28 protein-coding genes and 2 pseudogenes are annotated in these 25405 nt (G+C 34.0%); 12 read left to right on the forward strand and 18 right to left on the reverse strand.

The window, feature by feature from the left end; translation table 11 throughout:
• Positions 1-46: 46 nt before the first annotated feature.
• Entirely contained in the window at positions 47-232 is a 186-nt protein-coding gene (locus NLJ82_RS27820; protein WP_078214948.1) for an HIT family protein, read from the forward strand.
• A gap of 26 nt (positions 233-258) precedes the next feature.
• On the opposite strand, the gene istB is transcribed toward NLJ82_RS27820, so the two are convergent.
• Complete coding sequence (gene istB / locus NLJ82_RS27825; protein ID WP_000993737.1) at positions 259-1017, reverse strand: IS21-like element ISBce16 family helper ATPase IstB; 759 nt, start codon at positions 1015-1017, stop codon at positions 259-261.
• A complete protein-coding gene (gene istA, locus NLJ82_RS27830; RefSeq protein ID WP_000588560.1) occupies positions 1014-2267 on the reverse strand; it encodes an IS21-like element ISBce16 family transposase in 1254 nt (417 codons plus the stop codon). Before istA ends, istB begins: the two co-directional genes overlap by 4 nt.
• A 105-nt stretch (positions 2268-2372) precedes the next feature.
• Here istA and NLJ82_RS27835 point away from each other — a divergent pair.
• Both NLJ82_RS27835 and NLJ82_RS27840 read left to right on the forward strand, forming a co-directional pair.
• Positions 2373-2555: pseudogene (locus tag NLJ82_RS27835) on the forward strand (HIT family protein); the annotation flags it as partial.
• 25 nt (positions 2556-2580) lie between these two features.
• Positions 2581-3150, forward strand: coding sequence for a histidine phosphatase family protein (locus NLJ82_RS27840; protein WP_000957215.1), 570 nt, complete (start codon positions 2581-2583; stop codon positions 3148-3150).
• Between the two features lie 372 nt (positions 3151-3522).
• On the opposite strand, the gene NLJ82_RS27845 is transcribed toward NLJ82_RS27840, so the two are convergent.
• Positions 3523-4221, reverse strand: coding sequence for an N-acetylmuramoyl-L-alanine amidase family protein (locus tag NLJ82_RS27845; protein ID WP_000475617.1), 699 nt, complete (start codon positions 4219-4221; stop codon positions 3523-3525).
• Between the two features lie 363 nt (positions 4222-4584).
• Between NLJ82_RS27845 and NLJ82_RS27850 the strand changes: the two genes are divergently transcribed.
• Positions 4585-5037 carry a hypothetical protein gene (locus NLJ82_RS27850; protein ID WP_000701227.1) on the forward strand — a complete coding sequence of 151 codons (453 nt, stop codon included), beginning with the start codon at positions 4585-4587 and terminating at the stop codon, positions 5035-5037.
• Between the two features lie 254 nt (positions 5038-5291).
• On the opposite strand, the gene NLJ82_RS27855 is transcribed toward NLJ82_RS27850, so the two are convergent.
• The 3 genes from NLJ82_RS27855 to NLJ82_RS27865 all read right to left on the reverse strand — a co-directional run bounded on the left by NLJ82_RS27855 (position 5292) and on the right by NLJ82_RS27865 (position 7528).
• Positions 5292-5867: a recombinase family protein gene (locus NLJ82_RS27855; RefSeq protein ID WP_033656251.1), complete on the reverse strand. Its 576-nt coding sequence runs from the start codon at positions 5865-5867 to the stop codon at positions 5292-5294.
• A gap of 127 nt (positions 5868-5994) precedes the next feature.
• Entirely contained in the window at positions 5995-6840 is an 846-nt protein-coding gene (locus NLJ82_RS27860; protein ID WP_000383881.1) for an AraC family transcriptional regulator, read from the reverse strand.
• 112 nt (positions 6841-6952) lie between these two features.
• Positions 6953-7528: a recombinase family protein gene (locus NLJ82_RS27865; RefSeq protein WP_001226074.1), complete on the reverse strand. Its 576-nt coding sequence runs from the start codon at positions 7526-7528 to the stop codon at positions 6953-6955.
• Positions 7529-7675: 147 nt separating this feature from the next.
• On the opposite strand from NLJ82_RS27865, the gene NLJ82_RS27870 reads away from it, so the two are divergent.
• Positions 7676-10642, forward strand: a complete 2967-nt coding sequence (locus NLJ82_RS27870) for a Tn3 family transposase (RefSeq protein WP_220784094.1) — start codon at positions 7676-7678, stop codon at positions 10640-10642.
• Between the two features lie 71 nt (positions 10643-10713).
• Positions 10714-10779 (forward strand): annotated as a pseudogene (locus NLJ82_RS27875) (DUF4878 domain-containing protein); the annotation flags it as partial.
• Positions 10780-10818: 39 nt separating this feature from the next.
• Here the strand turns inward: NLJ82_RS27875 and NLJ82_RS27880 are convergent.
• The 3 genes from NLJ82_RS27880 to NLJ82_RS27890 form a co-directional block, all read right to left on the reverse strand.
• Positions 10819-11271, reverse strand: coding sequence for an SMI1/KNR4 family protein (locus NLJ82_RS27880; protein WP_000551585.1), 453 nt, complete (start codon positions 11269-11271; stop codon positions 10819-10821).
• Between the two features lie 12 nt (positions 11272-11283).
• Positions 11284-12516, reverse strand: a complete 1233-nt coding sequence (locus tag NLJ82_RS27885) for a WXG100 family type VII secretion target (protein ID WP_000107156.1) — start codon at positions 12514-12516, stop codon at positions 11284-11286.
• Between the two features lie 371 nt (positions 12517-12887).
• Positions 12888-13130, reverse strand: coding sequence for a hypothetical protein (locus tag NLJ82_RS27890; protein ID WP_000467112.1), 243 nt, complete (start codon positions 13128-13130; stop codon positions 12888-12890).
• A 100-nt stretch (positions 13131-13230) separates the two neighbouring features.
• Here NLJ82_RS27890 and NLJ82_RS27895 point away from each other — a divergent pair, with 100 nt between their 5' ends.
• Positions 13231-13833 (forward strand): hypothetical protein, encoded by a 603-nt coding sequence (locus NLJ82_RS27895; RefSeq protein WP_000751948.1) that lies wholly within the window; start codon positions 13231-13233, stop codon positions 13831-13833.
• Between the two features lie 333 nt (positions 13834-14166).
• On the opposite strand, the gene NLJ82_RS27900 is transcribed toward NLJ82_RS27895, so the two are convergent.
• From NLJ82_RS27900 to NLJ82_RS27910, 3 genes are all read right to left on the reverse strand, one after another.
• On the reverse strand, positions 14167-14322 hold the full coding sequence (locus NLJ82_RS27900) for a hypothetical protein (protein WP_000394773.1): 156 nt from the start codon (positions 14320-14322) through the stop codon (positions 14167-14169).
• A gap of 516 nt (positions 14323-14838) precedes the next feature.
• Positions 14839-15351, reverse strand: coding sequence for a helix-turn-helix domain-containing protein (locus tag NLJ82_RS27905; RefSeq protein WP_000385108.1), 513 nt, complete (start codon positions 15349-15351; stop codon positions 14839-14841).
• Between the two features lie 21 nt (positions 15352-15372).
• Positions 15373-15723: a zinc-finger domain-containing protein gene (locus tag NLJ82_RS27910; RefSeq protein ID WP_000202840.1), complete on the reverse strand. Its 351-nt coding sequence runs from the start codon at positions 15721-15723 to the stop codon at positions 15373-15375.
• Between the two features lie 231 nt (positions 15724-15954).
• Between NLJ82_RS27910 and NLJ82_RS27915 the strand changes: the two genes are divergently transcribed.
• Positions 15955-16998, forward strand: coding sequence for a tyrosine-type recombinase/integrase (locus NLJ82_RS27915; protein ID WP_001021532.1), 1044 nt, complete (start codon positions 15955-15957; stop codon positions 16996-16998).
• A gap of 202 nt (positions 16999-17200) precedes the next feature.
• Here NLJ82_RS27915 and NLJ82_RS27920 read toward each other — a convergent pair whose 3' ends face one another.
• The 4 genes from NLJ82_RS27920 to NLJ82_RS27935 form a co-directional block, all read right to left on the reverse strand.
• Positions 17201-17356, reverse strand: a complete 156-nt coding sequence (locus NLJ82_RS27920; RefSeq protein ID WP_000721800.1) for a hypothetical protein — start codon at positions 17354-17356, stop codon at positions 17201-17203.
• Positions 17353-18576 (reverse strand): AimR family lysis-lysogeny pheromone receptor, encoded by a 1224-nt coding sequence (locus tag NLJ82_RS27925; protein WP_001004561.1) that lies wholly within the window; start codon positions 18574-18576, stop codon positions 17353-17355. Before NLJ82_RS27925 ends, NLJ82_RS27920 begins: the two co-directional genes overlap by 4 nt.
• Positions 18577-18788: 212 nt before the next feature.
• Positions 18789-20429 carry a peptide ABC transporter substrate-binding protein gene (locus NLJ82_RS27930; protein WP_000475303.1) on the reverse strand — a complete coding sequence of 547 codons (1641 nt, stop codon included), beginning with the start codon at positions 20427-20429 and terminating at the stop codon, positions 18789-18791.
• Between the two features lie 335 nt (positions 20430-20764).
• Entirely contained in the window at positions 20765-21031 is a 267-nt protein-coding gene (locus tag NLJ82_RS27935; RefSeq protein WP_001045035.1) for a hypothetical protein, read from the reverse strand.
• A 471-nt stretch (positions 21032-21502) separates the two neighbouring features.
• Here NLJ82_RS27935 and NLJ82_RS27940 point away from each other — a divergent pair, with 471 nt between their 5' ends.
• A complete protein-coding gene (locus NLJ82_RS27940; RefSeq protein ID WP_000355316.1) occupies positions 21503-22249 on the forward strand; it encodes a hypothetical protein in 747 nt (248 codons plus the stop codon).
• Positions 22250-22514: 265 nt separating this feature from the next.
• Here NLJ82_RS27940 and NLJ82_RS28980 read toward each other — a convergent pair whose 3' ends face one another.
• Both NLJ82_RS28980 and NLJ82_RS27950 read right to left on the reverse strand, forming a co-directional pair.
• A complete protein-coding gene (locus NLJ82_RS28980) occupies positions 22515-22652 on the reverse strand; it encodes a YueH family protein (protein WP_154698455.1) in 138 nt (45 codons plus the stop codon).
• Positions 22653-22688: 36 nt separating this feature from the next.
• Positions 22689-22928, reverse strand: a complete 240-nt coding sequence (locus tag NLJ82_RS27950; RefSeq protein WP_000899536.1) for a helix-turn-helix domain-containing protein — start codon at positions 22926-22928, stop codon at positions 22689-22691.
• Between the two features lie 184 nt (positions 22929-23112).
• Between NLJ82_RS27950 and NLJ82_RS27955 the strand changes: the two genes are divergently transcribed.
• From NLJ82_RS27955 to NLJ82_RS27965, 3 genes are all read left to right on the forward strand, one after another.
• Complete coding sequence (locus NLJ82_RS27955; RefSeq protein ID WP_000273950.1) at positions 23113-23484, forward strand: DUF2538 family protein; 372 nt, start codon at positions 23113-23115, stop codon at positions 23482-23484.
• Between the two features lie 224 nt (positions 23485-23708).
• Positions 23709-24974, forward strand: coding sequence for a Y-family DNA polymerase (locus tag NLJ82_RS27960; RefSeq protein ID WP_000272590.1), 1266 nt, complete (start codon positions 23709-23711; stop codon positions 24972-24974).
• Positions 24971-25312: a YolD-like family protein gene (locus tag NLJ82_RS27965; RefSeq protein ID WP_001057823.1), complete on the forward strand. Its 342-nt coding sequence runs from the start codon at positions 24971-24973 to the stop codon at positions 25310-25312. Before NLJ82_RS27960 ends, NLJ82_RS27965 begins: the two co-directional genes overlap by 4 nt.
• Positions 25313-25405 lie beyond the last annotated feature (93 nt).

Raw genomic sequence — 25405 nt, forward strand, 5'->3', positions numbered from 1 at the left:
GTAAATCATCTGACGGACTAGAGCAGCAACCCTGTGACTAGGCCATATTGAAAGTGTTGTATTTGAAAATGATAAAGCTAAATGTTTTTATGATAAATTCCCAGTAAATAAAGGTCATATGTTAATAGTACCGAAGAGACACTGTGAGGATTATTTTGGTTTAACTATTGAAGAAAAACTTTCAATAGATAAATTAGTATTGAGATGTCAACAGCGGTTCTATTTTCCCTAATTTCAGCGGTCCAAAATTCCCTATTACTAATTAACGGCCGGTTGTATGCCGGCTTTTTGCTTTTCACGAAGTCTAAATGATTGTCCTTTGATATTGAAAGTTGTGGAGTAATGCAACAATCTATCCAAAACCGCTGTTGCTAGGACGTCATCGCCAAATATTTTCCCCCACTCAATATACGATTTGTTAGAGGTTAAAATAATTGACCCTTTTTCATAACGTTTTGAAATGATACGAAAGAATAAATCTGCACTTAACTCATCAAACGGAAAGTATCCCATTTCATCAATTATGAGTACATCGCACCTACTTAACGATCGGACCAGGCGAGAAGTGGTTCCCCTTTGTTCTGCCTTGCGGCAGGAAGTAATGAAATCATCGGCCCGGGTGTAGTAAGCTGTGTATCCTTGACGAAGTGCTTCGATAGCGAAACCTATCGCCAAGTGGGTTTTACCAACACCTGGCGGTCCTAATAATAAGATATTTTCTCCATTCTCAATATAACGACCAGTTATTACTTCTTTTACACGCCGTTCGCTAACACTTGGTTGAAATGAGAAGTCAAAGTCTTCGATAGTCTTGTGAAACGGTAGCTTTGATTTCTTTATTCTAGTTTCTAGTGCTGCACCTTCTTTGTGTTCAATTTCATGTTGAAGAAGGGTGTTTAGAAATTCAGAATATGTTACATTATGTTTAGAGGCATCTTCTAGGATGCCATCTAATTGATTGGCTATGTAAACCAAGCCAACTTTCTTAAGACGTTCAGTTATAAGTTGTGCGTTCATTTGTGATCACCAGCTTTTAATTGTTCTTCATACACGTGAAGTGAACGTTGTTCCACTTCATGATTAGAGGGCTGAATGTGACGGGTCGCCAAACCGTTTTGTGTCACATCTGGCTCTTTTTTTATGTTCTTTATGTGGTTGATATCCGTTAATGATTTATTGATCCCAGAAATAATCGGATGAGTAGCGATGCACTCTAGATCAAAATAGATCTCTAAATGATGATCAAGAGTTTCCTTCACCTTTACTTCCATCCCTTTATAACGATAAGGAACCGAATAGTTTCGATCATTATAAGAAATCATGCTGCTTTCCGTTACGTAAGTAACCTTCCATTTACTTATTGGGAATAAGGGTCTCGTATTCCAATGTAATAAGTGTTTTTGTTCCTCTTCAAAACGCTGTAGAGGTGGCTCAAGCGTCGTTTGATTCGGTTTTTTATTGGCCACTTTGTCCAGCCATCCACTTAACATCTCATTCATCTCATGAAGTGTATTCTTTTGTTTTCTTTGCAGAAAATTCTTCTTAAGGTAACCAACCGCACTTTCTACTTTCCCTTTGGTTTGTGGTCTTGCTGGTTTACACGCTTTCGGAACAACTCCATAGTAAGCTAGGAATTCTTCGAACTTTCGATTAAAACGTATTTGTGTTGGACTATGTAAGGTGACTACCGTTTTCATATTGTCATAGAGTATGTGTTCAGGAACGCCGTTAAAATAGGCAAATGCATTCATGTGGCATTTCATTAGCTGCTCCATATTCATCGTATTTGTAATTTCCATGTATTTCATACGGGAGTAACCTAAAACGATGATAAATACATAAAGCTTTTGTTTCTTCCCATCAACCTCATGTTCTCCAATCTCTGCCCAGTCCATCTGTGCTTGCTTTCCAGGAGGTGTTTCAAAACGGATACTCGATTGTTTCTTTGGTTTCTGGCGATAAGGTCTGATGAAATCTCTTAAAATAGTCATCTTTCCTGGATAACCCATAGATTGAATTTCCTCAAGAAGCACTTCGCAGTTAGTGGTACCTTCCTTTAACCGTCTTAATAAATAGTCTTTATATGGATCTAAAAGGCTTGTTTTCAATTTACCGTGAGGTTGTTTTTTTTTCTTTGGTAACTCATTTTGATTTAAGTATTTTCGTATTGTTTTTGGATCAAAGCCTGTTAATTCTGCTATAGCAATCTGAGTCCAACCTTTTGAGTGATACTCTTTAATCATAAAAAATTCCCCATCCTTGATCATTATCTCTCTACACTCCAAGTTGTTTTTGAGATAATTATCCGTTATTATTGGGGAATTTCACACCGTTGTTATTAGGGATTTTACCACCGTTGTTTTCAGAGAAGTAAATCATTATTGGATTCAAGGTATAAACCGGAAGGTTACAACATTGGAGTGAATTGTGGGGAGACAGCAGGTCAAACGATTTTTCATTGTCACATACACTTAATACCAAGATACTTTAACGATATTAATGACCCCACAGGTGGTGTTAGAGGAGTGATTCCACAAAAAAGGATTTATAAATAATTATACATATTATTAGGAGGTTCCAATGCTAACAAATTTGTATTTGGTTAGACATGCCCATTCTACTTACACACCAGAGGAATTAAAAAGACCCTTATCAGAAAAAGGACTAAAAGATGCTTACAAAGTCAAAGAGTTACTAAGAGAAGAAAACATTGATCATGTTATCTCAAGTCCATATTTAAGGGCTATACAAACGGTTGAAGGAATAGCATTAACACTGGGCAGGGAGATTCAAATTGTAGATGAATTTAAAGAAAGAAAGCTAACGAAGGAAGATGTTAATGATTTTGAGCAAGCAATTAGAAAGGTTTGGGACAACCCTGATTTTTCTTGGGAAGGTGGAGAGTCAAACAAGAGTGCCCAACAAAGAGGAATTAAAGGCATTGAAATGGCTTTAGATAAATATGAAGGCAAAAATGTTGTTGTAGGAACACATGGAAATATTATGGTACTAATGATGAATTATTTTGATGAACAATACGATTTTGAATTCTGGAAGAAGCTTGCTATGCCAGATATATATAAACTTTCTTTCCAAAAAAAAACCTTAGTTAATTGTATAAGAATATGGAAAGATTCTAACTTAATTTAACTTGTGAAATCCTTATTAATAGTGAAGTATAAAGTTCTATTTCAAACGGTAGCTTGTTTAGTTGAACAAGTCAGTTAAAAAAAGTCGGTTCCTTAGCGTACAGGAATTCGACTTTTTTTAGTTAAAATTCGCTTAGCGTACAAAACTTCCGAAATGTTGGCTGTACCCCTATAATTCCCTCAACAACTTCGTTCTATTCATCTGATATTAAGCTAGTCCTGGCTTATATCGGCCGGACTAACTTAGAGCAAGAAAAAAATGCTAAGCCCGTCACATCAAAGGCTTAGCGTATATTTTGTTCATCCAGCCTAGTTATCCATTTTGATAAAACTTTAAGGTGCTCGCAGTCAAGCAACCGTTTTCCCAACGAAACTACACATTTTCAATAATAATCCTTTGTGCTGTTCTCAGGTTGCGTTTTACAGTTCTCAACACATTTTCTTCTTCTGCGTAAGCACCTACTTGCACACCGTCAACAATTACACGTTTAATAGCCATATTGCTTTTCAGATTAGTCGATTTTCTCTTCAAATTAAACGCGCGTGCTAACCCATTAACATGCCCTTGGGCAACCGCTTGCCGCCAATTCGGGTCTCTTAATTTTTGGGCATCGCTTGCATGATCAATAAATCCGTTCTCCGTTAATAAAGCGGGCATTCTGGTTTCTCGCAGTACATGGAAATCGGCCTTTTTTTTACCACGGTTATGCAAGTTATTTACTTTGACAATTTCTTCATGCATAATGTCCCGAATTAACGCTGTTCTCGATGAATCAGACAAACTGTTATGAATATAATCTTCATACCCATGAGCTGAACCGTTAAATGCATTAACGTGGATGGATAGAAAATAATCTGCACCCCAAGCATTCGCATCATCTGTACGTTCTTTCAAGCTGCGCGTAATATCTGCTGTTCTACTCATTTTAATTTGCAGGCCTTCATAATGGTTTTCCAAGAGATTCCGGATGCTATGGGAAATATTTAAGGTAATTTCTTTTTCCTGCATCCCATTGCCAATAGCTCCTGGGTCCACTCCCCCGTGACCAGGATCTAAATATAATTTAAACATTTTACACCACCTCGTACAAATACAATATGATCGAAGAGTAACGGAGGTATAGGAATTCGTCTGAGGTACATATAAAAATAGGTGATGATAGGCATTACATTTCATTGAATCAGATGATTTATTTTAAAGCTAAGAAATTTTCCAAATGCGAGACCATATGTATGAGCAGCAGGAATTAATGTTCCATATTTTTCGTGGGTCAGGCAAACTCTTTTCATCTAGACAGTAGGCTGATTGATTATTGATGCTTCTTTCTTAACAAAACACCTAAGTGATTCTCTGTGCATATACTGTATCATTACTACAGGATTATGATTAAATACAACTCAATCCATACATAAAATAATCAAGGAGAGGTTAATTTTGAAAATTCCAAAGACAGCCAAAGTTAGTATCCCCTTTCCATCCGTATGGGGGATTGATGCTTCTATTGCGGGGAGATCCATTATTAGAGGTATACTTACCATTGATTCCATTGTAGACAACAAAGTAGTAGGTACAGTTAATTTTCGTGGTATACCTATTCCGATTAATGGGTATTGGGACGAAAGCGCTAAACAAATAAGTTTCGATTCACCATATGCCTCCTTTTTTGGCAACTTGACAATATTTGATGAGACCGCTATAAGCATTCGGCATTTCGTTTTAAGTGGACGGTTTATAATGAAACCTCCCTCTTTGCTGGCTGGTGAATATGGAAATTGGATTGCTACAACCTTTACACCCCGTTTGGGACCTCCCATATATACTAATGTTTTACCACCTGCTGGTGCCTTTTCAGTCTCAAGTATGCTCTTGGGACAGCAATTGTTTTAATTAGACCATGACTTTATAAAAACAACCTTCGTTTGTGATTGACTAAGGTTGTTTTTTATAAAGTGTTCTCGGAAAATACAGCCTTGCTTTAAATCTGAGTTTAGCGTATATCTCCGTTAAAATGTACTCGGAACCCTTTGATGATCGTGCCTAGTTAGATAAACAAATATTGATACTTCCTTATAGAAATAGCCTGCTTGGTTAGGTACGTTGTTTCACAATCCCCGGAAATTTTTAATATAAGTAATGAATGCTTATTTTTTTCCTTCCGATAGCTTTCTATATAAAGAAGCTCTAGATACATTTGTAATTTCACAAATTTGATTTACAGTCATATTTCCTTCTTTATATAGCTTTACTGCATAATTCATTCCTGCGTGATTTTTATGATATTTCTTTAACCGTCCTTTAAACTTCCCTTCTTTCTTTGCGAGCTCAATTCCTTCACGCTGACGCATACGAATAAGGTCTCGCTCTAATTGGTTAACACCAGCCATTACCGTAATTAAGAATTGGCTATATGGATTATCTTCTGATAAATCTAGCCATGTATCCTTAAGTGATTTTAAGCTTCCCTTTTTATTTCGTATTAAATCAATCAATTCAAATAAATCTTGCGTACTTCGAGTGATCCGAGTTAAATCTGTAACATAAATAATGTCACCTTCCTGTAAATCCTCTAACATTTTTTGAAGTTGTTCACGATCTTTTGTGGCTCCTGAAGTTTTTTCTTCATAAATAATATCCATTCCAATTTCGTTCAATTGCCGAAATTGTCTTGAAGGATTTTGGCTAGTCGAACTGACGCGTACATAACGGGGTGGCGTCAGGAAAATGCGGATTTACAACGATAAGGAATTTCCAATATAAAAAGCCTGATTTCCCATCACCTAAATTGAGAAATTAGGCTCTTTTTTCGTTACTCCATAAACAGCATTCTATTACTGAATATGTAATTTACTTCGGGATAACAGGGACCCAGAGTTCGTGTCTTGGTTTATGCTTCGGACCGTAATAACATTCTATACACGGTAAATTTGCAAGTTCATACTCGGAGGTAGGGACCCACTCGGAATATAAACGTTTCCATGCATCCACTATGTTCGGAAAAACTGCCCATGTACTTGCGGGAATAATAAGCGTCTCCATATTTTCTGGGGATTCCCCATCGTATCTTACGCCCATGAAATAGGAAAATTGTTCATCTGTGATGGCAGCTTCTTTTCCGCAAACCCCCAGAAGGCTTTCAAGCGTGCATTTTGGATTTTCCCATGACATATCTACTAGTTCTTGCATAAATCCATCTTTTTTCGCAGTGTTCCAAAGCGTAGGGATTGTTTTAAATGCTCTGCTTGTTTTTACTGGCTTGCTTTTTCCGACAATTCTTAATTCAAAATCAAGGTTTTCAATTCTGTAGTCCATCTCGGTATCTCCTTTAATAGAAATTTGAAAGGAAATTTTGGGAAAGGCTTTTAACTGTACCCCTCTATTACGAGCATTGGAAGGGGTTACCCCATGCATTTTTTGAAAAGCACGTGAGAAAGTATCAGAAGAAATATAACCATATTTAATTGCCACATCGATGATCCGAATATCACTTTTTTGAATTTCAAATGCTGCAAGTGTTAACCGTCTTCGTCTAATATATTCTGATAGCGATACACCTGAGATTGAAGAGAACATTCTTGAAAAATGAAACTCAGAACAGTTAGCTGCTTTTGCAATCTCTTTGTAGTCTATTTCTTCATCCAGGCTATTTTCAATGTAGTTTAACGCATTGTTCATTCTTTCTAGCCAATCCATAAGTTTACTCCCTTTCAATATTTACTTTAAAACAAAATAGATAATAATTACCGACATTTCATGCCTAAAAATGTTGGTGAAAAAATACACCTTTTGATAGAATCAGGACAAACTATTTGTTTCTTTCCGATAGATTTCTATATAATGAAGCCCTAGATACATTAGTAATTTCACAAATTTGATTTACAGTCATGCCGCCTTCTTTATATAGTTTTACTGCATAATTCATCCCTGCGTGATTTTTATGATACTTCTTTAAACGCCCCTTAAACTTTCCTTCTTTCTTTGCTAACTCAATCCCTTCACGTTGACGCATACGGATAAGGTCGCGCTCTAATTGGTTCACACCAGCCATTACTGTAATTAAGAATTGGCTGTATGGATTATCCTCTGATAAATTTAGCCATGTATCCTTGAGTGATTTTAAGCTTGCCTTTTTCCTTCGTATTAAATCAATCAATTCAAATAAATCCTGCGTACTCCGAGTGATCCGAGTTAAGTCTGTAACATAAATAATGTCGCCTTCCTGTAAATCCTGCAACATTTTTTGAAGTTGCTCGCGATTCTTTGTTGCACCAGAAACTTTTTCTTCAAAAATAATATCCATCCCGATTTCGTTTAATTGCTGAAATTGCCTTGAAGGATTTTGGTTAGTCGAACTGACACGTATATAACCAATTTTCCGCAAAATATCACCTCATTTTTGAGATAAGTCTTATGAGACACTCTTAACTATGATTTTATCAGTCTACTATAATTGTATCAATAGAGTACACTCTATTGATTTATAATTGAACTAATTAACTGAACAATTACAGAAATGAGATGATACTGTATGAAAGTTGCGAGAGGTAGAGAATTGCTTACATCGGAACAGCGACAGGTCCTTATGCAAATTCCTGAAGACGAGTGGGTGCTAGGAACCTACTACACTTTTTCCAAACGGGATTTAGAAATTATCAATAAGCGAAGGAGAGAAGAAAACCGTTTAGGGTTCACCGTTCAATTAGCTGTTCTTCGATATCCCGGTTGGCCATACACTCATATCAAAAACATCCCGGATTCAGTCATACATTATATATCAAAACAAATCGGTGCTAGTCCATCCTCGCTAAAGCTTTATCCTCAAAGAGACAATACACTTTGGGATCATTTGAAAGAAATTCGAATTGAATATAAACTAGTAACTTTTACTCTGAAAGAATATAGAATGACATTTAAGCACCTACATCAATTGGCTTTGGAAAATGGTGATGCCATTCATCTACTACATGAATGCATAGATTTTCTAAGAAAAAACAAAATCATACTGCCTGCTATCACTACACTTGAAAGAATAGTGTGGGAAGCAAGGGCAATGGCTGAAAAGAAGCTATTTAACACGGTTAGTCAATCCCTAACAAATGAACAAAAAGAAAAACTTGAAGATATTATTACCTTGCAGCATTCGTCAGAATCCAATAAAACGATATTGGGTTGGTTAAAAGAACCACCGGGACATCCTTCACCCGAAACCTTTTTAAAAGTAATAGAACGACTCGAATACATACGAGGAATGGAATTAGAAACGGTGCAAATTAATCATTTGCACCGCAATCGCCTGTTACAGCTGTCTCGCTTGGGTTCAAGATATGAACCTTATGCATTCCGTGATTTTCAGGAAAATAAACGATATTCAATACTAACCGTCTATTTATTACATCTTAATCAAGATTTGACGGATAAAGCTTTTGAAATTCATGACAGACAAATACTTAGTCTCTTATCAAAAGGTCGTAAGGCTCAAGAGGAAATTCAGAAACTGAACGGTAAAAAGCTGAATGAGAAAGTTATACACTTTACGAACATCGGACAAGCTTTGATCAAAGCAAAACAGGAAAAATTAGACGTTTTTGAGGTTTTAGAATCCGTTATTGAATGGAATTCTTTTGTCTCTTCGGTCGAAGAAGCCCAGGAGCTTGCACGTCCTGCTGACTATGATTATTTAGACTTACTGCAAAAACGATTTTATTCACTAAGAAAATATACGCCAACGCTATTAAGGGTGTTGGAATTTCATTCTACAAAGGCAAATGAGCCACTTTTACAAGCTGTAGAGATTATCCGAGGAATGAACGAATCCGGAAAACGAAAAGTACCTGATGACTCACCTGTGGATTTTATTTCAAAACGTTGGAAAAAGCGTTTATACGAGAATGATGGTACAACAATCAATCGTCATTACTATGAAATGGCTGTTTTAACAGAACTTCGGGAGCATGTTCGGGCAGGAGATGTTTCCATTGTTGGCAGCAGACAATATAGAGATTTTGAGGAATATTTGTTTTCCGAATTTACATGGAATCAAACGAAAGAGAATACGAGATTATCAGTTAGTTTATCATTCGAAGATTATATAACGGAGAGAACCAGCAGCCTTAATGAAAGGTTAAAGTGGTTAACTGCCAATTCCAACAAGTTAGATGGAGTTTCTCTTGATAAAGGAAAGCTGTCACTTGCACGCTTAGAAAAAGATGTACCAGAAGAAGCAAAAAAGTTTAGTGCAAGCCTTTATCAGATGCTACCAAGAATAAAATTAACCGATTTACTGATGGATATTGCTTATATAACAGGATTTCATGAGCAATTTACTCATGCTTCCAATAATCGAAAACCGGATAAAGAAGAAACGATTATTATTATGGCTGCCCTTTTAGGAATGGGAATGAATATAGGTGTAAGCAAGATGGCTGAAGCAACACCCGGACTTACATATAAGCAATTAGCCAATGTATCTCAATGGCGCATGTATGAAGATGCAATGAATAAAGCCCAAGCCGTATTAGTAAATTTTCATCACAAATTACAATTGTCTTCCTATTGGGGAGACGGTACAACATCCTCATCAGACGGTATGAGAATGCAGTTAGGTGTTTCATCACTACATGCAGATGCAAACCCACATTATGGAACTGGAAAAGGAGCCACCATCTACCGTTTTACTAGTGATCAATTCTCTTCTTACTACACAAAGATTATTCATACTAATTCAAGGGATGCGATTCATGTTTTAGATGGTTTGTTGCACCATGAAACGGATTTAAACATAGAAGAGCATTATACAGACACAGCTGGTTACACAGATCAAATATTCGGACTGACTCATTTATTAGGATTTAAATTTGCCCCAAGAATAAGAGATTTAGCAGACTCAAAATTATTTACAATAGATAAAGCAAGTGAGTATCCAAAATTAGAAGCCATTTTACGTGGACAAATAAATACAAAGGTCATTAAAGAAAATTATGAGGATGTTTTGCGATTAGCTCACTCAATAAGAGAAGGAACAGTTTCAGCATCCCTTATTATGGGGAAACTAGGATCTTATTCAAGACAAAACAGCTTGGCTATAGCCTTACGTGAGATGGGTCGAATAGAAAAAACAATTTTTATTTTGAATTATATATCGGATGAATCATTAAGAAGAAAAATACAAAGGGGATTAAATAAAGGAGAAGCCATGAACGGATTAGCAAGAGCTATTTTCTTCGGAAAACAAGGTGAGCTTAGGGAACGGACTATACAACATCAATTGCAAAGAGCCAGTGCTTTAAACATCATTATCAATGCTATTAGTATTTGGAATACCTTACATCTAACTAAAGCAGTTGAATATCAAAAACAGTCTGGTAGTTTTAATGAAGAATTATTACACCATATGTCGCCTCTAGGTTGGGAACATATTAATCTACTAGGAGAATATCATTTTAATTCGGAGAAAGTGGTCTCGTTAGATTCTTTAAGACCATTAAAACTTTCTTAACGTTGTAAAAATGGGGGAATCGTCAGGAAAATAGGCTTAGCGTTGTAAATCCGCATTTTCCTGACGGGACCCCTAATAAGGTAATCGTAATTGAACTAGAGAAAACGGATGATGGTTGGAAAATTAGTAAATCATAAAAAAACGGTCTAGAATTCTAGACCGTTTTTTTAGTTCCCTCAATCTTCTTCTTCAAAATCACGTAGACTAGCAAGCAATTCTGTAAATGTTGAGCAAACAGGATATATTGCTTTTTCCATGTCCTCTTCTTCATGGTCCCAAAATACGATTGTTGGTAATGCGGAATTATTACGATAGTCAAAGCATAAGAAATTCCCAAAAGGATCATTTGCGAAAGGATATATATTGTCTAATAATTCTTCTTTTATATCTTCATAATTTTTTACAATTGAATACTCATCTTCTATATGGAAGGTCAATAAATCATTGAATACATTTTCATCTTGTCCTGGTACATCAAATATTTTAGGACGTGGGTAACCTCCATCGTATTTCTTCACACATTCAATAAAATCATTAGGTAGTTTAATGTTAAAATATTTTTCTACTTGTTCGATTTCATGATCTGTTACTTTTTCATTACTTACACCAACCCATACAATGTTATGCATTAATAAACCTCCCTATTTTTCTCCGTCTTTCCCCCAGATGTTATACCCACCCGTGTGACCAGTTTGCTTATGTAATTTCGCGTCTACAAGCTGCATTCTTCCTGTGTCCTGATGGTGATGCCATGTATATGTTTTGGGTTTCTGACCATTTTTAAATAATTCAATTTCTTCTGCTGTAAATTTAGCTGCTAGTTTTGGATCTTCTAATATCTGTTCATATAACAGCTTATTACATATTCTATCATGAGTAGGTCTTGATTTTTTAAAGTCAACTTCTTTTAATTTTACTTCAGCAAAAGCATCGAAAATAGGGAATCCATTTAAGTCATATGGTATACCTGAAACTGGATGTTTATTTCCAGCTAACTCACCCATTCTTAAACTAATTGTCTTTGGACCATTTTTACCTTCATAAGTATATGGAGCTGCTTTCTGCAAGTACTGTTTAATACTACCGACTCCCGCATATGAAAGATGATTTCCAGCTTTGAATTCATAATTGTTTAATATATGTAATGCATTTCTATATGTCGGAGAATTAATTACAAGTGATTTTCCTTTAGTAAAACCTGTAATAGCAGCTACCTTCCCAACTTGTCCTGCTTTACTAAGACCCTTATCCCCCAGAAGCCCGAGCCCTAACGTTGCTATACCATAAGCTACATAATGCTCTCTACTTTCCAGATCCCCATTCCAAAATTTATTCATAAACGTATCTGATACGGTGTTCCATGCAGCAGGAATAGTCTCCCTATAGTTTACAATTGCATCTTGCATATTCAGCCAGGTTTCTTTATCACCTAAGGATATCAGTCCTTCCCACGCATCCACTGCACCATCTACAAACCCAGTAGAAATACCAGTCCATGCAGCATTTAAATCTTTTTTATTGAAAAATGACTCTTCTGATTTTGGAGGGAGTTTTCCACACATGGCACCTTCTTGAATATCATGGTCAGCTAAATTTCCACCATACAATTCATCTGCATCTCGGAATTTAACAGCTGCACGTTCTAATTCTACTGCTATTTTATCTAATTCTTGCAAGATGTTAAACATCATTGGCTTTGCTTCATTAAACATCTGATAAAAACGATCACTGCTTGCTCCGCTCCACTGAGAAGCTATATATTCAGTTTGAGAGTATAAATCTTTATGTATATATTCTAATGATGATCTCGTATTTCTTACTGTTTTAGCAGCTTGTTCTAATTGTTCCGGTGTTACCTTAATTTGTGTGCTCATTCCATCCCTTCTTTGCATATATATTATGAAAATTATAACATATCATTCTTTCGTTAATGGTTATCATTTGAAAATATCCGTTCCAAAAGGCGAAAGTATGTCCCATCATAAAAACAGCCCAAATTCCTAATGAGAAATTTGAGCTGTTTCTGTTATAAATATGTTTTATTTTATATTTTTTCATAGACTTATTTCTTTCATTGCTAACAAGGAATCTTAATTATTTCAAAATTTCTAAATAAAAATAACGGCATAAACCCCTTAAATAACCGATTTTTCCTAACTAGCACTATATTAAAATTGTTAGTAAAATATTCCATTTATCTAATAATTTGTTATAATCGTATTTAATAAGAATTATTGTTAGTATTTTACAAATTTATGATGTATTCTCCTATCCAAAAAATAAAACATAATGCTACAAAGCCAACAAGATTTATCATTACTTCCTTTTTTGTAGGTCTGTCTCTAAATATAAAAGCGGATAAAAACAATAAAAACGCCATTCCATACAACCACCAAACTGTACGAGATATGCTAAACAACCCTATAGACAGTGCAACTACAATAATTACGTAAATACGTTCATTTTTTGAAGTAATCTTACCAAACATATTGACTCCTACCTCCTATTTTTAGAAAATAATTACTTTTCAGAGAATGACTGTATAATATATTGTATTAAATTTCTTATACAAATGAAAGGGGATTATTATGAAAAAAACATTATTAGCAGGAAGTTCATTGGTTTTATTACTAAGCTCAGGGTTTGCATTTAGTTCAACAACGCAAGCAGCAGAGAACAAGGAAGGAAATTCACCTGCAGTTTCTTACAACCAGGATGTATCAAAAGAAAATAGAGCAATTGATATTAGTTCATTACCTCAACAAGATTTAGACTCTTTATTCCTAAATGGACAAGCTCCCTTTAATCCAATAACACCTAAAGATTCGGATCAAATTCAATATGTTCACCCCACAGCTGGTACATTCAACTGGAAATATGTAACGACAACTTATGGAAACAATGTATTTTATAATGCCTCATATCGTTTTATGGTTAACGCAGCTATAGCAGGTTTAGGTGCTGGGGTTATAGCGAAAATCGGAAATACGTTTGCTTCTGGTGTAGCTGGGTATGTAATAGGTGGACTATCTCTTCCTAAAAGTAAAAACTATTGGTGGACTGTACAAAAATGGCAGGATCAAGATGCATACAATGTTTATATTAAATACAACATTAAAGTTTATTCTGATTCTGGACGTACAAAATTAGTTGATTCTTATACCGAGCAATTTGCACAAAGATATAGATAAAACCATTGCCGTAAAATATATTAAAGACTAACTATTAAATGGGTTTGCTTGTTTTCAAAATAAGCAAACCCTTCCCTATAAAACTACTTTTATTTTTTATATCACTTAAATTAGGAATCACAGTATAAACCACTTAATTTAGTCCCTCATATTTCCAAACGTTGACCAAAAAATGAAAATATGGTATGTTTACTTTAGATTAGTTATATATTGAATGCATATTCAGTATATATAAAGTATAGTACTTAACTGAATTGCATAAACTAAAAAAGACGAGATGCTGTCAACATCCCGTCTCATAACTGCTACTGTCAAGGTGGCTGTTATTATGCATTATCTTTTTCTTTTAGACCCACGCTTGTACTTTGGTCGGTGAAGCGCGGGTTTTTTGTTGTCTTTTTTTTCGAATTGCTTTTTCAGTGCGTATGCTGAAACCTCACGCACAACTGCTCTTGCAATTTCTTTTAAAAGTTCGAACAAAAATTCCATGTTATATCACCCCCTTTCCTTCCAAATGGAAAGAAGGGATAATAACAAGCCCACCTTCACACGATATACAGTTATACTTCTATTTTACCATACTTCAACAATCTAAAATAGAAAATCTGTCCAATTTTAGTCTGTATATAATCTTTTAGTTAAGGAGTTTTATAAGAATTTAGTTTACTATAATCTGAATATGTATACTGTATTTCTTGGATTTTTCATAATTGACCTTAGTTTCATATGCTATTTTTTGAGAATATAATTTCAAATAAAACGCCCTTGTAATTATCCACTTTATTTTCCTTTATTTTCTAACTTATATATATTAACCCTTTTCTTGAAATTACAGTGATTTTTTTAGGAATGCACCCGAAAAGTGACCTCTCAAAATCGTCTGTAATCGTTTTTTGTGTTTAGGGTAATGTAATTGCACTCGGAAGAGAGAAAGTTTCTTAAAAATGAAAATAGAACCCTTTTAATGTTTTTTCATTTTTCAGGGATCTATTCTCTCTGGGATTTCTATTCTTCTATGTCTTCTTTTACTTCTGCAGATAAAATGTCTTCAGCAAACTTCTTGTAGCCATTATACCCTTTCTTTGCAGCCTTTTTCTTTATTGCTTCTACTACCTTTTCATCAAGATAGAGACTTAAATGCTGCTTTTTCTCTTTCGATTCTTCTTTTGATCTGTTTTCAATTCTTTCTTTGAAAATTTCCAAATCCTTTTTTAAGTACAATCGTTCAGTTGATTTCCCTTTAGCAATCTCTTTAAAGGGCAATATCCCATCTTTAGCTGCATTATGAACGTAAGTCTTAGACTTACTTAGAAATTCAGCTGCTTCTTTTAATGTTAAAGAGTCTTTGTATAATTCCTCTAACTTTTCTACATCTCCTTGCTCAAAGCGATATCCGCCATCTGCTTTCCAAGTGGCCATATTGATAGGTTCGATGTGTTTATACTTAATTAAATAGCCTAATTGATTTTTTGTTAAACCTACCCTATCGCATACCTCTTCTAAAGATAAATAGTCCATTTCTCACCTCATCCGAAACTTTCATTCTAGCTGTTGTTTAAATTTTCTTAGTTGATACTTTGTTAAACCGGTTTCTTTTACTACATCTGTGATTGAGTACTCTTTATACTGAAGATACTTAAAAGGATTTTCCATATAACGTTCCCGTACCTTATTAAATGTACTCTTTTTCGATAAAGAATTCAATTGCTCTCCTTTCTCTCGGATGGAATCGAAAATGGGACAACCTTTACAATGTTTGTAGTTTCTCTGTTTTGCCTGTTCTTGCTCATCTGTACAATTCACTGATAGGTTGTTCAGAGGGCAAATTGAACAATGGGTATCTTCTAAGTTATGGATTTCTTGTAAAATTTTCAGACGAAGACTAGTCAAAAAAATCTCCTCCTACCGCATTTGGATTGAAATGTACAAAAAAATCAATTAAACATTTCCATTATACATTACCTAAATAGAAACGTTAAATAATAAGCCAAAAATATATATTTAAACATTTCATTTTATACCACAATAAATTATGTATTTATTGTGGTATAATTAGAATTATAAAATTTTATATAAAAATATTTGTTTAATATTTAATTCTATAAAAGGTTGTGTTTAAATTTGAATATTATAAATTACGAACATAATAACCAAATTGTAAAATCAAAATCAGATTTTTTTGATAGCAGTCATTTTGAAAAAATTATGGGTTTGGGTATCCGTAATATTGACTACTCCCAATTAAGTGAAGAATCATTAGTTTATTTATTTTTACACGATGAGCCTTCTTTAACGAAAAAAAGAAGTGAGCGAACAAAACAACAGTATCTGCACGATCTTTCTCATTTTCTTCGCTACATAAAAGAAGCAATCGGAACCATCCAGGAGTTATCCCATAATGACGTGGAAATCTACTTCTATGAATTAAGTAAGAAATATGCTGCCACTACATTACGTAAAAAGAAAACAGTAGTTCAGCAGTTTTTAAAATATGTGTATGATAATAACGGACTCTCAGACAACTTTAGTAGTCGCCTTAAAAAAGTATCCGTAAAAAAAGAAGAGCTAGTCAATCGTGACCTTTATCCAGAAGAAGTTACCCAGATATTAGATGAACTGAAAAAATCCAACTATTTTGTTTACACTGCATTTTTCCTGTTAACTACAACAGGACTACGAATCGAAGAAATCGCAACTGCTAAATGGGCAGATTTGGTCTTTCATTCATCTTTAAATGCCTATCTACTTCGTGTAGTTGGTAAAGGGAATAAAAGTAGGGAAGTTCGTATCTTTGAAGATACATTGGATGCTTTATGCCATGTTCGAAGTTTACGTAAACAAACAACAAAACTAGATGCATCGAATACCTCCGCTTTTCTCCCTAAAGCTGATGGATCAAATTATAGAGCAGACTATCTATCTTCTCTTGTGGCAAAAAAAATTGAAGAAACAAATTTAACTTTTCTGCGCTATCGACAGGATAGAATTACTCCTCACACTTGTAGGCACTTCATGGCTAATTACTTAATGGAAAAGGGTATTGAATTAAAAAAAATCAGGGACTATTTAGGACATGAGTCTATTATGACGACGGAACGTTATTTAAGAGAACGTACAAGACGTCAAAACTTGGCCACAATAGATATTGGAAATTCATTATTTTAGTAAGTATATATAATAGGAAGATTCTCGATTCGATGTGTCGATTTTAGGAGTTAAAATTTCAATTCAATTCGGTTCTCGTTTTCAGTTTGTGAATTCTTCACATACATTTCACGAATTTCAAAATCGATATTTAGGAAATATCCCTAAAAACAACAAATGCGATTGCCTCTACTGAGACAATCGCATTCGAATTATTTAAGGCTCAACCCATTCCACTTCCAGGATCAGCCATTCTAGCTAATAATTGTTCTGAATCTTTTTTCACTAATTTGTTTGGTTGCTCTTTACTACCAGCAGCGGTGTAAACAATTCCTGCCGCTAAAACGATACTTGTTAATATAAATAATATTTTCTTCATATAGCACCACCTTCGTACATTATACCATTTCCATTAAATTCTACCACTATTTTTTTAGGGAATCTACAATAGAAGCGATTCCCAGCGCACTCTAGTAGCATAATTGACTTTTCAATTAAAGAAATATCATTCTTTGCTATCCCTAAATAGCAATATTGCATCGGTGTGAGCATACCATTTTTCTTTTCTATATCATTCAGGATTTCAACTGCTTTCTTGTGATTCCCTCTAATAATTTCTAAAAAAGATTTTTCTGCAGAATGATATATATCAATATTCTCCAATTCTTGCTTATTCACTAACTTAATAAAAGCATAGGTGTTAAGAATTGATTGCTTTCTTTGTTTTTCCCTTTCAAAATTACATGGTCCTAACTGCTTTAGTGCCTTCTTCATATACCAAGATGCACTATCATAACAATCAAAGGTATATGATTCTGCTATATAAGCAAGTGCTGATGCTCTTAAAAGGTGGAAACAATTTTTAGGATCATCTATCGCTAAAATTTCCTTACATAATTTCCTAGACATTTTAAGGTTATCTTGTACTAAATAGGCATAAGCTAATCCTTCTTTAATCCTACCTAAATAAGATGACTTAATAAAACTATCGGTAATTGCATTAATATCTGGAAGCAACATCTCGGCATACTCGAACAGAGAATTGTATTTTTCTAAATCATACATAGTGTAGTAAGTTAATATACCACATAAGACCTTCATCTCGATTGTCTTAATTATCTTACTCCCCTTATGGTCTTCAAGCCTGGATAACAATTCCTGCTTTTTAATCGTCCCGTTACTTCTAAGTAATACCATTTCATATACATAAGCCCACTCTCTATTCATTGCGAGTGAAGATTTTCTCTCTCGATCTACTAATAACTTGAGAAGTGATAAGTCACCTTTTGCATTCGCATATTCCATGGCAATCCTCAAGTTTTTCTTACTTGTTGTGACAGAACAGAAAGTGTGTAACATCTTTCTCTGTTTATGAAAATCACTCGGATATAATATATTCAGTAACTTGATTAAATTCCAAAATCCAAATTGGTTTTTTCCAGTTAAATTTTTAGAAAGAGTTCCAGGAGAAATACCAACTATTTTTGCAATATCTTCTTGATTTTTTCTTTGGAAATCAATTTCATCAATAATTCTATCCAAGAATTTCTTCAATGTTTGTTCCAAAGTTTTATCTTCTTTCTTAAGCATTTCGTTCATATTATTTCCCCTTCTAAATCTAAAAAAGAATGCTGCAATATCTCTTATTATATTATTCCAACCTAATGTTAGTATATGGTATTTTACCATAAGCATATCAAAAAATGTGTTATTTGTAGTTGTTATAATAGTATAACTGCATATGCAATTATGCATAAGTGTATCAAATGGCAAACTAAAAGGAGTCGAAGATGTTCGACTCCTTTTTTTACTTATTTTTTAATTTCAGCAAACTTATAGTTAAATTCTCCACCAAAGTCGTTTGTTATAATTCCGTTAATAGAAGAACGCTGTAAGTATGATCTGCCTGATTGATAAAATGGTGCGACCGCTCCATCTTCTAATAATATTTTTTCTGCTTGTTTCATTGCCTCCCAACGAGCAGTTTCATTACCAGCTAAATCTGTTTTCACTTGATGAATTAGTTCATCATATGCCTGATTTGAATACTTATCAAAGTTATAGCTACTATCTGTCGCGAATATATCTAAAAATGTGATTGGATCAGGAATATCGGGAGCCCATACATCAACACCTAAATCATAATTACTATTTAGTAGCAATTGAATTTGTTGTTTGCGCGGCTGCGGCTTCACATTGACCGTTAATCCCTCTAAATTCTTTTCTAATTCACCTTTTAAGTACTCCGCATTCTTTTTAGCAAACACATTATCACTTGTAAGCAATTCTAATGTTACCTGTTCTTTCCCAAGTTCTTGCTTTGCTTTCTTCCAGTTTTCCTTCGCTGCTTTCACATCATCTTTTACTAATTTTCCATTTTCCTTTCGGAAGTCTTTTCCGTCCGAACTTGTAGCAAAATCGACTGGTATAAAACCGTCTGCAGGAAGAGAACCATTATTCAAAACTGTATCTACAAAGGCTTTCTTATTCATTGCTTGACTGATTGCCAAACGAACATTTTTATTTTTTAATACTTCATTCTTTTGATTCATACGTAGGAATTGCACTGTAACTTCAGAACGTTCCTTGAAGTCGGGATTCTTTCTATATTTATCTACAAACTCACCTGTTAGTCCTACACGGTCAAGCTGACCTGATTCATATAGATTTATTTCTGTTGATTTATCTTTCACAATATCAAAGTTAATCTCATCTAATTTCACTGTTTTAGAATCCCAATAGTTAGGATTCTTTTTCAACTGAAAACCTTGTTCATGCTTCCAATTATCCAATGTAAACGCTCCGTTATAAACCAATTTGCTTGCTTCTAAGCCATACTGCTTTGCTTGTGATTCAAAATACTTTTCGTTAATGGGTAAAAACGTTGCGAACGTTGTCAATTCGATAAAATAAGGGACAGGCTTCTCTAATTGCACCTCTAATGTTTTATCATCTATTGCTTTTACCCCTAACTGATCTACAGGTAGCTCTTTACTATTAATTCTCTTTGCATTCTTTATATCAAAGAATAGAAATGCATATTCTGCTGCTGTATCAGGATTCACAGCACGTTTCCAAGAAAACGCGAAGTCAGCAGCTGTTACAGGCGTTCCGTTTGACCATTTCGATTCTCTCAAATGAAACGTGTACGTTTTTTTATCCTCACTTACGTCATAAGATTGTGCCACTCCAGGAATCAATTTATTATCTTCTCCTAGTGTGTACAGACCTTCAAAAACATTACGCATTACATTCATTGATTCACTATCAGTTGCCTTTGTTACATCCATTGTTGGGATCTCCGCTATATACGGTAAATTAATGGATTGTTTTGTTTCATTCTTGTCAGTTGCCTTTGCTGTATTTTTAGTCTCTTTCTCTCCACTACAAGCAGTTAATAGAAAACTAGTACATAAAACAGAAGCAACAACCGATGTAACCTTTTTAAACATCTTACTTTCTTCCTCTCTACATGTATGGTTTATATAATTAAATTATCCGTATATGGAATTTTACAGAATATCAGAAGAGAGTTTTCCATTCTCTAAACTTATTTCAGCATCTATTCTCATATATGTTGCATCTAATTAATAAACCACTTATCACTTTAATATTAAAAACGTAGCACTCTAAAGATTGTTGTGTCAATCACTAATTAATAATTTAAACGTGGTATGTGAAATTATGTTGGTAAAATAGACAGAATTATTCTCAACAAATACGAATACCCAAGTTATATTTAAAAACTACACATTAACTAGTATATTTAAATACCTGAATGTATTTCTTATTCATTGTTACTTGTTGGTATTTTCTTTAATTTAGGTGTTTCAGACCAAATTATCTTATGTGCCATGAATACTACGAAGGAAAAATAAACTACATATCCAATAGAAAAAATCATGAAATTAAAAACCGTTCCTCCAATATCATCTGGGAAAGTATTCAAAAGAAATCTAAAAGGAACATTATTAGGGTTAAGTATTACAGGAAAGAAATATAGCCAAAAACCTATTGTAACGATTACTTTTAACAACAAACCAACTTTATTCATCTTAATTCCCCATCCTTTCTCGCCTCTTTTTATTTAATAAAATATTTAGTTCCCTCTAATTTACCTACTAAATTCAGCCTTTCTCTTTGAATAAGGGAAAGGCTAGCAACTCGACCGCCCTCAAAATATACAATTACTTATTTAAGTTTACCATTTTTATCCCCTTATCATCTACTAACATAGAGGAATACAGTAGGAAAGAACTAGTAAAACTAAATGAAGATGTATTGTGTTATTTTCTCCACGGCACTCATCCTTAAAATTCCCAACAGGATTTCTTTTTGTCTGATGCATAGATTATATTCCTATGTTACCTTTAAAATAAATATATATTTCTCTATGGTTTTTTTGATTGGAGATTACCTCCCAACAAAGTAACTTCTGGTAACAATTTTGCACCCGTCATATAATGTAAATATTAATCTCTAAAACTAAGATATGTGAAATTACAAACTCAAATGGAGGATTCTTATGGATATATCCTTGAAAATAAGCAAGTCTCAAGATCCGCATAATACAGCTGTTAAAAACATTTCTTCCGTATTTAAAAAAGGATGGCTTACAAGTTATGATTACAAAAAACAAAAACCCACTCACTATCAAAGTCAACGAGCACCGGGGAATCTTTTCACAGCACAGACTATAAAACCGATTCTATATCTAACAAAATTGACTCACGCTGCTTTATATGAGGATCATAACCTAGTATCCTCTTTTCTAAAAAAAGAGGATACAGCCTGGAAAGAAGTTTTAAAACACAATGAAAACGGTGGTTTATGCATTTATGCAAGTGTTTTACTTTACTGTTTATTATTAGAATCAAATGAAATATCCAGAAATAAATTATCCTTTATGCAAGGCTATTATCACCATGAATTCCACGATCAACATATACTTAAAAATATGTATCAAAACGGTGCATTCGGACTTCATTCTTATATTCTCTATGAAGGGTACGTAGTTGACACTACAATCCATCAAATTGCCTTTAATTATTATCCTGGTGAACACAAAGAATTTAATTTTATCGGTGAAATCACCGGTGGTATTAACCTATATGGATTTAAAGAAACAAATAAAACTGTACATAAATATGCGAAAAAGTTTGCTAGAGATGCCGATATGACTATTGAAACTTGGATTAACTATCACCAATCAATAATGAATGAATACATTTCAAATCAAATTTCACTTCTAAATGATAAAAAGGACTCATGATTCATTCAAAGAGTCCTTTTCTTTCCCGATTTCTTTTATTCTTATTTTTCATTATGTACCATGTACCTCCTTTATTATATAAGCAGCTCTCCTATAATAAGAATCTAGTGAATTATATGCGGTACTTTAAATTTTTTTCAACTCTTAATAGTATCTCTTTTTTATCTACCACTAACGGTAGTGAAAACACAGCTGTATTTTCTAAATCTTCTCTTCTATATCTTATTAGCGATTGAATCATTTTTTCACATTACGTTTCATACTGTTAAAATCGACTTATATCATATAGAAGCAGATAAGACCAATTCAACTTAGGTATAGCAATCAAACATTCGCTACGGCTCACCTCTTCCATATACACATCATATGTGTTTTCTCGTACCTTAAAAGTATGTCTCTTCATGCGAAATTCTCCTTTTCAGTTATAATATCTTTCAAGTTAAAGATTGGACACCATTTTCCCAGGATACAATTCCTCCATTGCTTCGACAGTAAATATCCATTCTCCCCTTTGCTTCCCTTCGGGTTTATAATATTTCGCTTTCCCGTCTTTAATTAATCTATTTAACATATCACTATTTTTCAATCTATTTAATTTCATATGTAAGCTGTCAAGTGAAACTCCCAAACGATCACACGCTTCTCTTGGTGTCATAATTTCATCTAAAGTAAATAACATTCTCTCATCTCCTATTTCTGTTATTTATAAGTAACTCTACTTCTTATTTTATGTTATTTACAACTAACATTCCAGTTTTTTACATATAATTTTACAAAGTTTTTACAAGGGATATGCTATAACATGGCGAAAACAAAAAATATAATCATATCGTTTTACTTCTATTTATAAAGGAGATGGAGAAATGTATTTTTCAAGCGAAGAACACGAACGGAATTACATTAAATTATTAGATGCTAAAAAAATTGAACCTGGTGATGATCCTGAATACGAGGCAGCTTTCTACATAACTGCACATCCTGAAATTCACAATTGTTTTGATTGGAATTTATTTAAGACAGAATACTCCCCATTAGGTGCATTGATTTCTCCTGAAGAGGATATAAAAGGAGTAAATCCTGGCGCGCTTACTGGAACAACACTACCACTTGTTAAAGCTGGACAATCATTATTTAACGGATATAAAGTAAATTTATCGGATTTACCTTTATATAATGAAGAACTTTTCCAAGTGTTTTTTCAGGCATGTAAAATAAGATGGCGTGTAACTTTATAAAAAATTCTATTTAATAAAAACTTAGATCGAGTTTTTTCTATTTTTGTTGCATACGATACAACAGCTTATTTAAAAACCTGTTGTATCCATTAATCAGTTGTGCAATTTCTTGTTTTGAAATAAACTTTTCTAATTTATTTCAAATACCCTTTATAAAAGAACGTAGGTTCGTGTATAATAAAAAAACGAACCTACGTTCTTATTATATTTAAGGGGGAATCAGGGTGTATGACTATTCAATCCTACCAAATAGAATCATCTTATGTGTTGATTTACGAAGTTTTTACGCTTCAGTAAGCTGCATCAAAATGGGATTAAATCCTATGCATACCAAATTGGCTGTAGTAGGTGATGTGAATAGAAATGGTTCAATCGTTCTAGCTGCAACACCCCCATTAAAAGCGTTGGGTGTAAAGAAGATGGCAAGGCTCTACGAGATTCCTCGTCGCAAAGATATTCTAGTTGTAAATCCAATTATGGGGACTTATATTAAATGCTCCAACTACATAACAAAGTTAGCTTTGCAATACGTTCCTTATGAGGATTTTCACCAATATAGCATAGATGAATTTCTGATGGACGTTACTGACAGCATTCATTTATTCGCTAACGATCCCTATGAATTTGCTATGAAATTCAAACGTGAAATATATGAACATACACGCATTGAATGTACCATCGGAATAGCTCCGAACCCTTTAATGAGCAAGGTTGCTTTAGATATTGAAGCAAAGAAGAACAAAGAAGGAATCGCTCATTGGAAGTATGAAGATGTCCCAACTAAATTATGGAGCATACGGCCACTTAATAAGTTTTGGGGTATTTCGTACAAAACAGAAGAAAAGTTGAATCGAAAAGGGATATACTCAATTGGAGATTTAGCAAATTATCCACTTAAATATTTAAAGCAGAGTTTTGGCAAGATTGGTGAGGAATTGCACTTACATAGTAACGGCATTGACTTCAGCCGTATTTCAGAGAAATATGTCCCTGCTACAACTTCAATTGGAAAAAGCCAAATTCTAATGCGTGACTATACAATAGAAGAGTTTCCGATTGTCCTACTGGAACACATTGAAGAAGTCTGTTATCGCCTTAGAAGACAAAACAAACTTGCTCAAACCGTTCATTTTTCTGTTGGTTATAGCAAGAGTTATAACGGTGGTATTAGAAAAACACATACTTTAAGTCGTCCGACTAACTTAACAATGGATATTTATAAGATTTGTACATACTTTTTACATGAACAATATACTGGAGAACCTATCCGCAGCATAAGCATCTCTTTAACGAATCTAATTCAAGAAGGGGAGGAACAAATTTCTCTTTTCGATAATGTCACGCAACGAGAAAAAGAAGTAAAACTAACAAAAGTAATGGATGAAATACGCACAAGGTTTGGGAAGAACAGTATTTTGCGGGGGATTTCCTACACGCATAGCGCCACAGCTAGATACAGAAACACACTAATAGGGGGCCACAAATCGTGAACAATGCTAATATGCCAAAAGGAAGAAAAATGGTCAAATGGACTCCATTCGCAGCGATGCCAGAGCAATTCGCTGGTATCCGTGAAATTATTAAAGAAAAGACGAAGGTAGAACGACCTACATTAACTCAGGATGAACAAGAACGAATTGAGAACATGCTCTTATGTTCATTAGTATCAGAAGAGGAAATAATGATTACATATTATGAGGATGGTTATTTGCTCTCTAGTTATATGACCGTTGTTGATATTGACCCGTCAAATAGCGCTGTTGTATGTACAGATGCTTTTTATAACAAGATGAAATTGCAATTCGCTAATATAGTAGATGTAAAATAGAATAAAATGCTATACTCACGTTTGGATCATTATTATGAAAATACGTTAGTTTTTCAGAGTGAATTTTAGGTTTTTGTTATACTTAAATTTATA

The organism is Bacillus paranthracis, assembly GCF_024296885.1.
In the GTDB taxonomy this organism is placed as follows: Bacteria; Bacillota; Bacilli; order Bacillales; family Bacillaceae_G; genus Bacillus_A; species Bacillus_A paranthracis.

Excerpts from the sequence above, each read along its gene's own strand:
- NLJ82_RS27925 (WP_001004561.1), bottom strand. The coding sequence starts at position 18,576 with ATGAACGAAATGCTTAAGAAAGAAGATAAAACTTTGGAACAAACATTG.
- NLJ82_RS27845 (WP_000475617.1), bottom strand. The coding sequence starts at position 4,221 with ATGTTTAAATTATATTTAGATCCTGGTCACGGGGGAGTGGACCCAGGA.
- NLJ82_RS27895 (WP_000751948.1), top strand. The coding sequence starts at position 13,231 with ATGAAAAAAACATTATTAGCAGGAAGTTCATTGGTTTTATTACTAAGC.
- NLJ82_RS27885 (WP_000107156.1), bottom strand. The coding sequence starts at position 12,516 with ATGAGCACACAAATTAAGGTAACACCGGAACAATTAGAACAAGCTGCT.
- istA (WP_000588560.1), bottom strand. The coding sequence starts at position 2,267 with ATGATCAAGGATGGGGAATTTTTTATGATTAAAGAGTATCACTCAAAA.
- NLJ82_RS28980 (WP_154698455.1), bottom strand. The coding sequence starts at position 22,652 with ATGAAGAGACATACTTTTAAGGTACGAGAAAACACATATGATGTGTAT.
- NLJ82_RS27950 (WP_000899536.1), bottom strand. The coding sequence starts at position 22,928 with ATGTTATTTACTTTAGATGAAATTATGACACCAAGAGAAGCGTGTGAT.
- NLJ82_RS27935 (WP_001045035.1), bottom strand. The coding sequence starts at position 21,031 with ATGAATAAAGTTGGTTTGTTGTTAAAAGTAATCGTTACAATAGGTTTT.
- NLJ82_RS27900 (WP_000394773.1), bottom strand. The coding sequence starts at position 14,322 with ATGGAATTTTTGTTCGAACTTTTAAAAGAAATTGCAAGAGCAGTTGTG.
- NLJ82_RS27930 (WP_000475303.1), bottom strand. The coding sequence starts at position 20,429 with ATGTTTAAAAAGGTTACATCGGTTGTTGCTTCTGTTTTATGTACTAGT.
- istB (WP_000993737.1), bottom strand. The coding sequence starts at position 1,017 with ATGAACGCACAACTTATAACTGAACGTCTTAAGAAAGTTGGCTTGGTT.
- NLJ82_RS27905 (WP_000385108.1), bottom strand. The coding sequence starts at position 15,351 with ATGGACTATTTATCTTTAGAAGAGGTATGCGATAGGGTAGGTTTAACA.
- NLJ82_RS27870 (WP_220784094.1), top strand. The coding sequence starts at position 7,676 with ATGAAAGTTGCGAGAGGTAGAGAATTGCTTACATCGGAACAGCGACAG.
- NLJ82_RS27920 (WP_000721800.1), bottom strand. The coding sequence starts at position 17,356 with ATGAAGAAAATATTATTTATATTAACAAGTATCGTTTTAGCGGCAGGA.
- NLJ82_RS27840 (WP_000957215.1), top strand. The coding sequence starts at position 2,581 with ATGCTAACAAATTTGTATTTGGTTAGACATGCCCATTCTACTTACACA.
- NLJ82_RS27880 (WP_000551585.1), bottom strand. The coding sequence starts at position 11,271 with ATGCATAACATTGTATGGGTTGGTGTAAGTAATGAAAAAGTAACAGAT.
- NLJ82_RS27955 (WP_000273950.1), top strand. The coding sequence starts at position 23,113 with ATGTATTTTTCAAGCGAAGAACACGAACGGAATTACATTAAATTATTA.
- NLJ82_RS27860 (WP_000383881.1), bottom strand. The coding sequence starts at position 6,840 with ATGGATTGGCTAGAAAGAATGAACAATGCGTTAAACTACATTGAAAAT.
- NLJ82_RS27940 (WP_000355316.1), top strand. The coding sequence starts at position 21,503 with ATGGATATATCCTTGAAAATAAGCAAGTCTCAAGATCCGCATAATACA.
- NLJ82_RS27890 (WP_000467112.1), bottom strand. The coding sequence starts at position 13,130 with ATGTTTGGTAAGATTACTTCAAAAAATGAACGTATTTACGTAATTATT.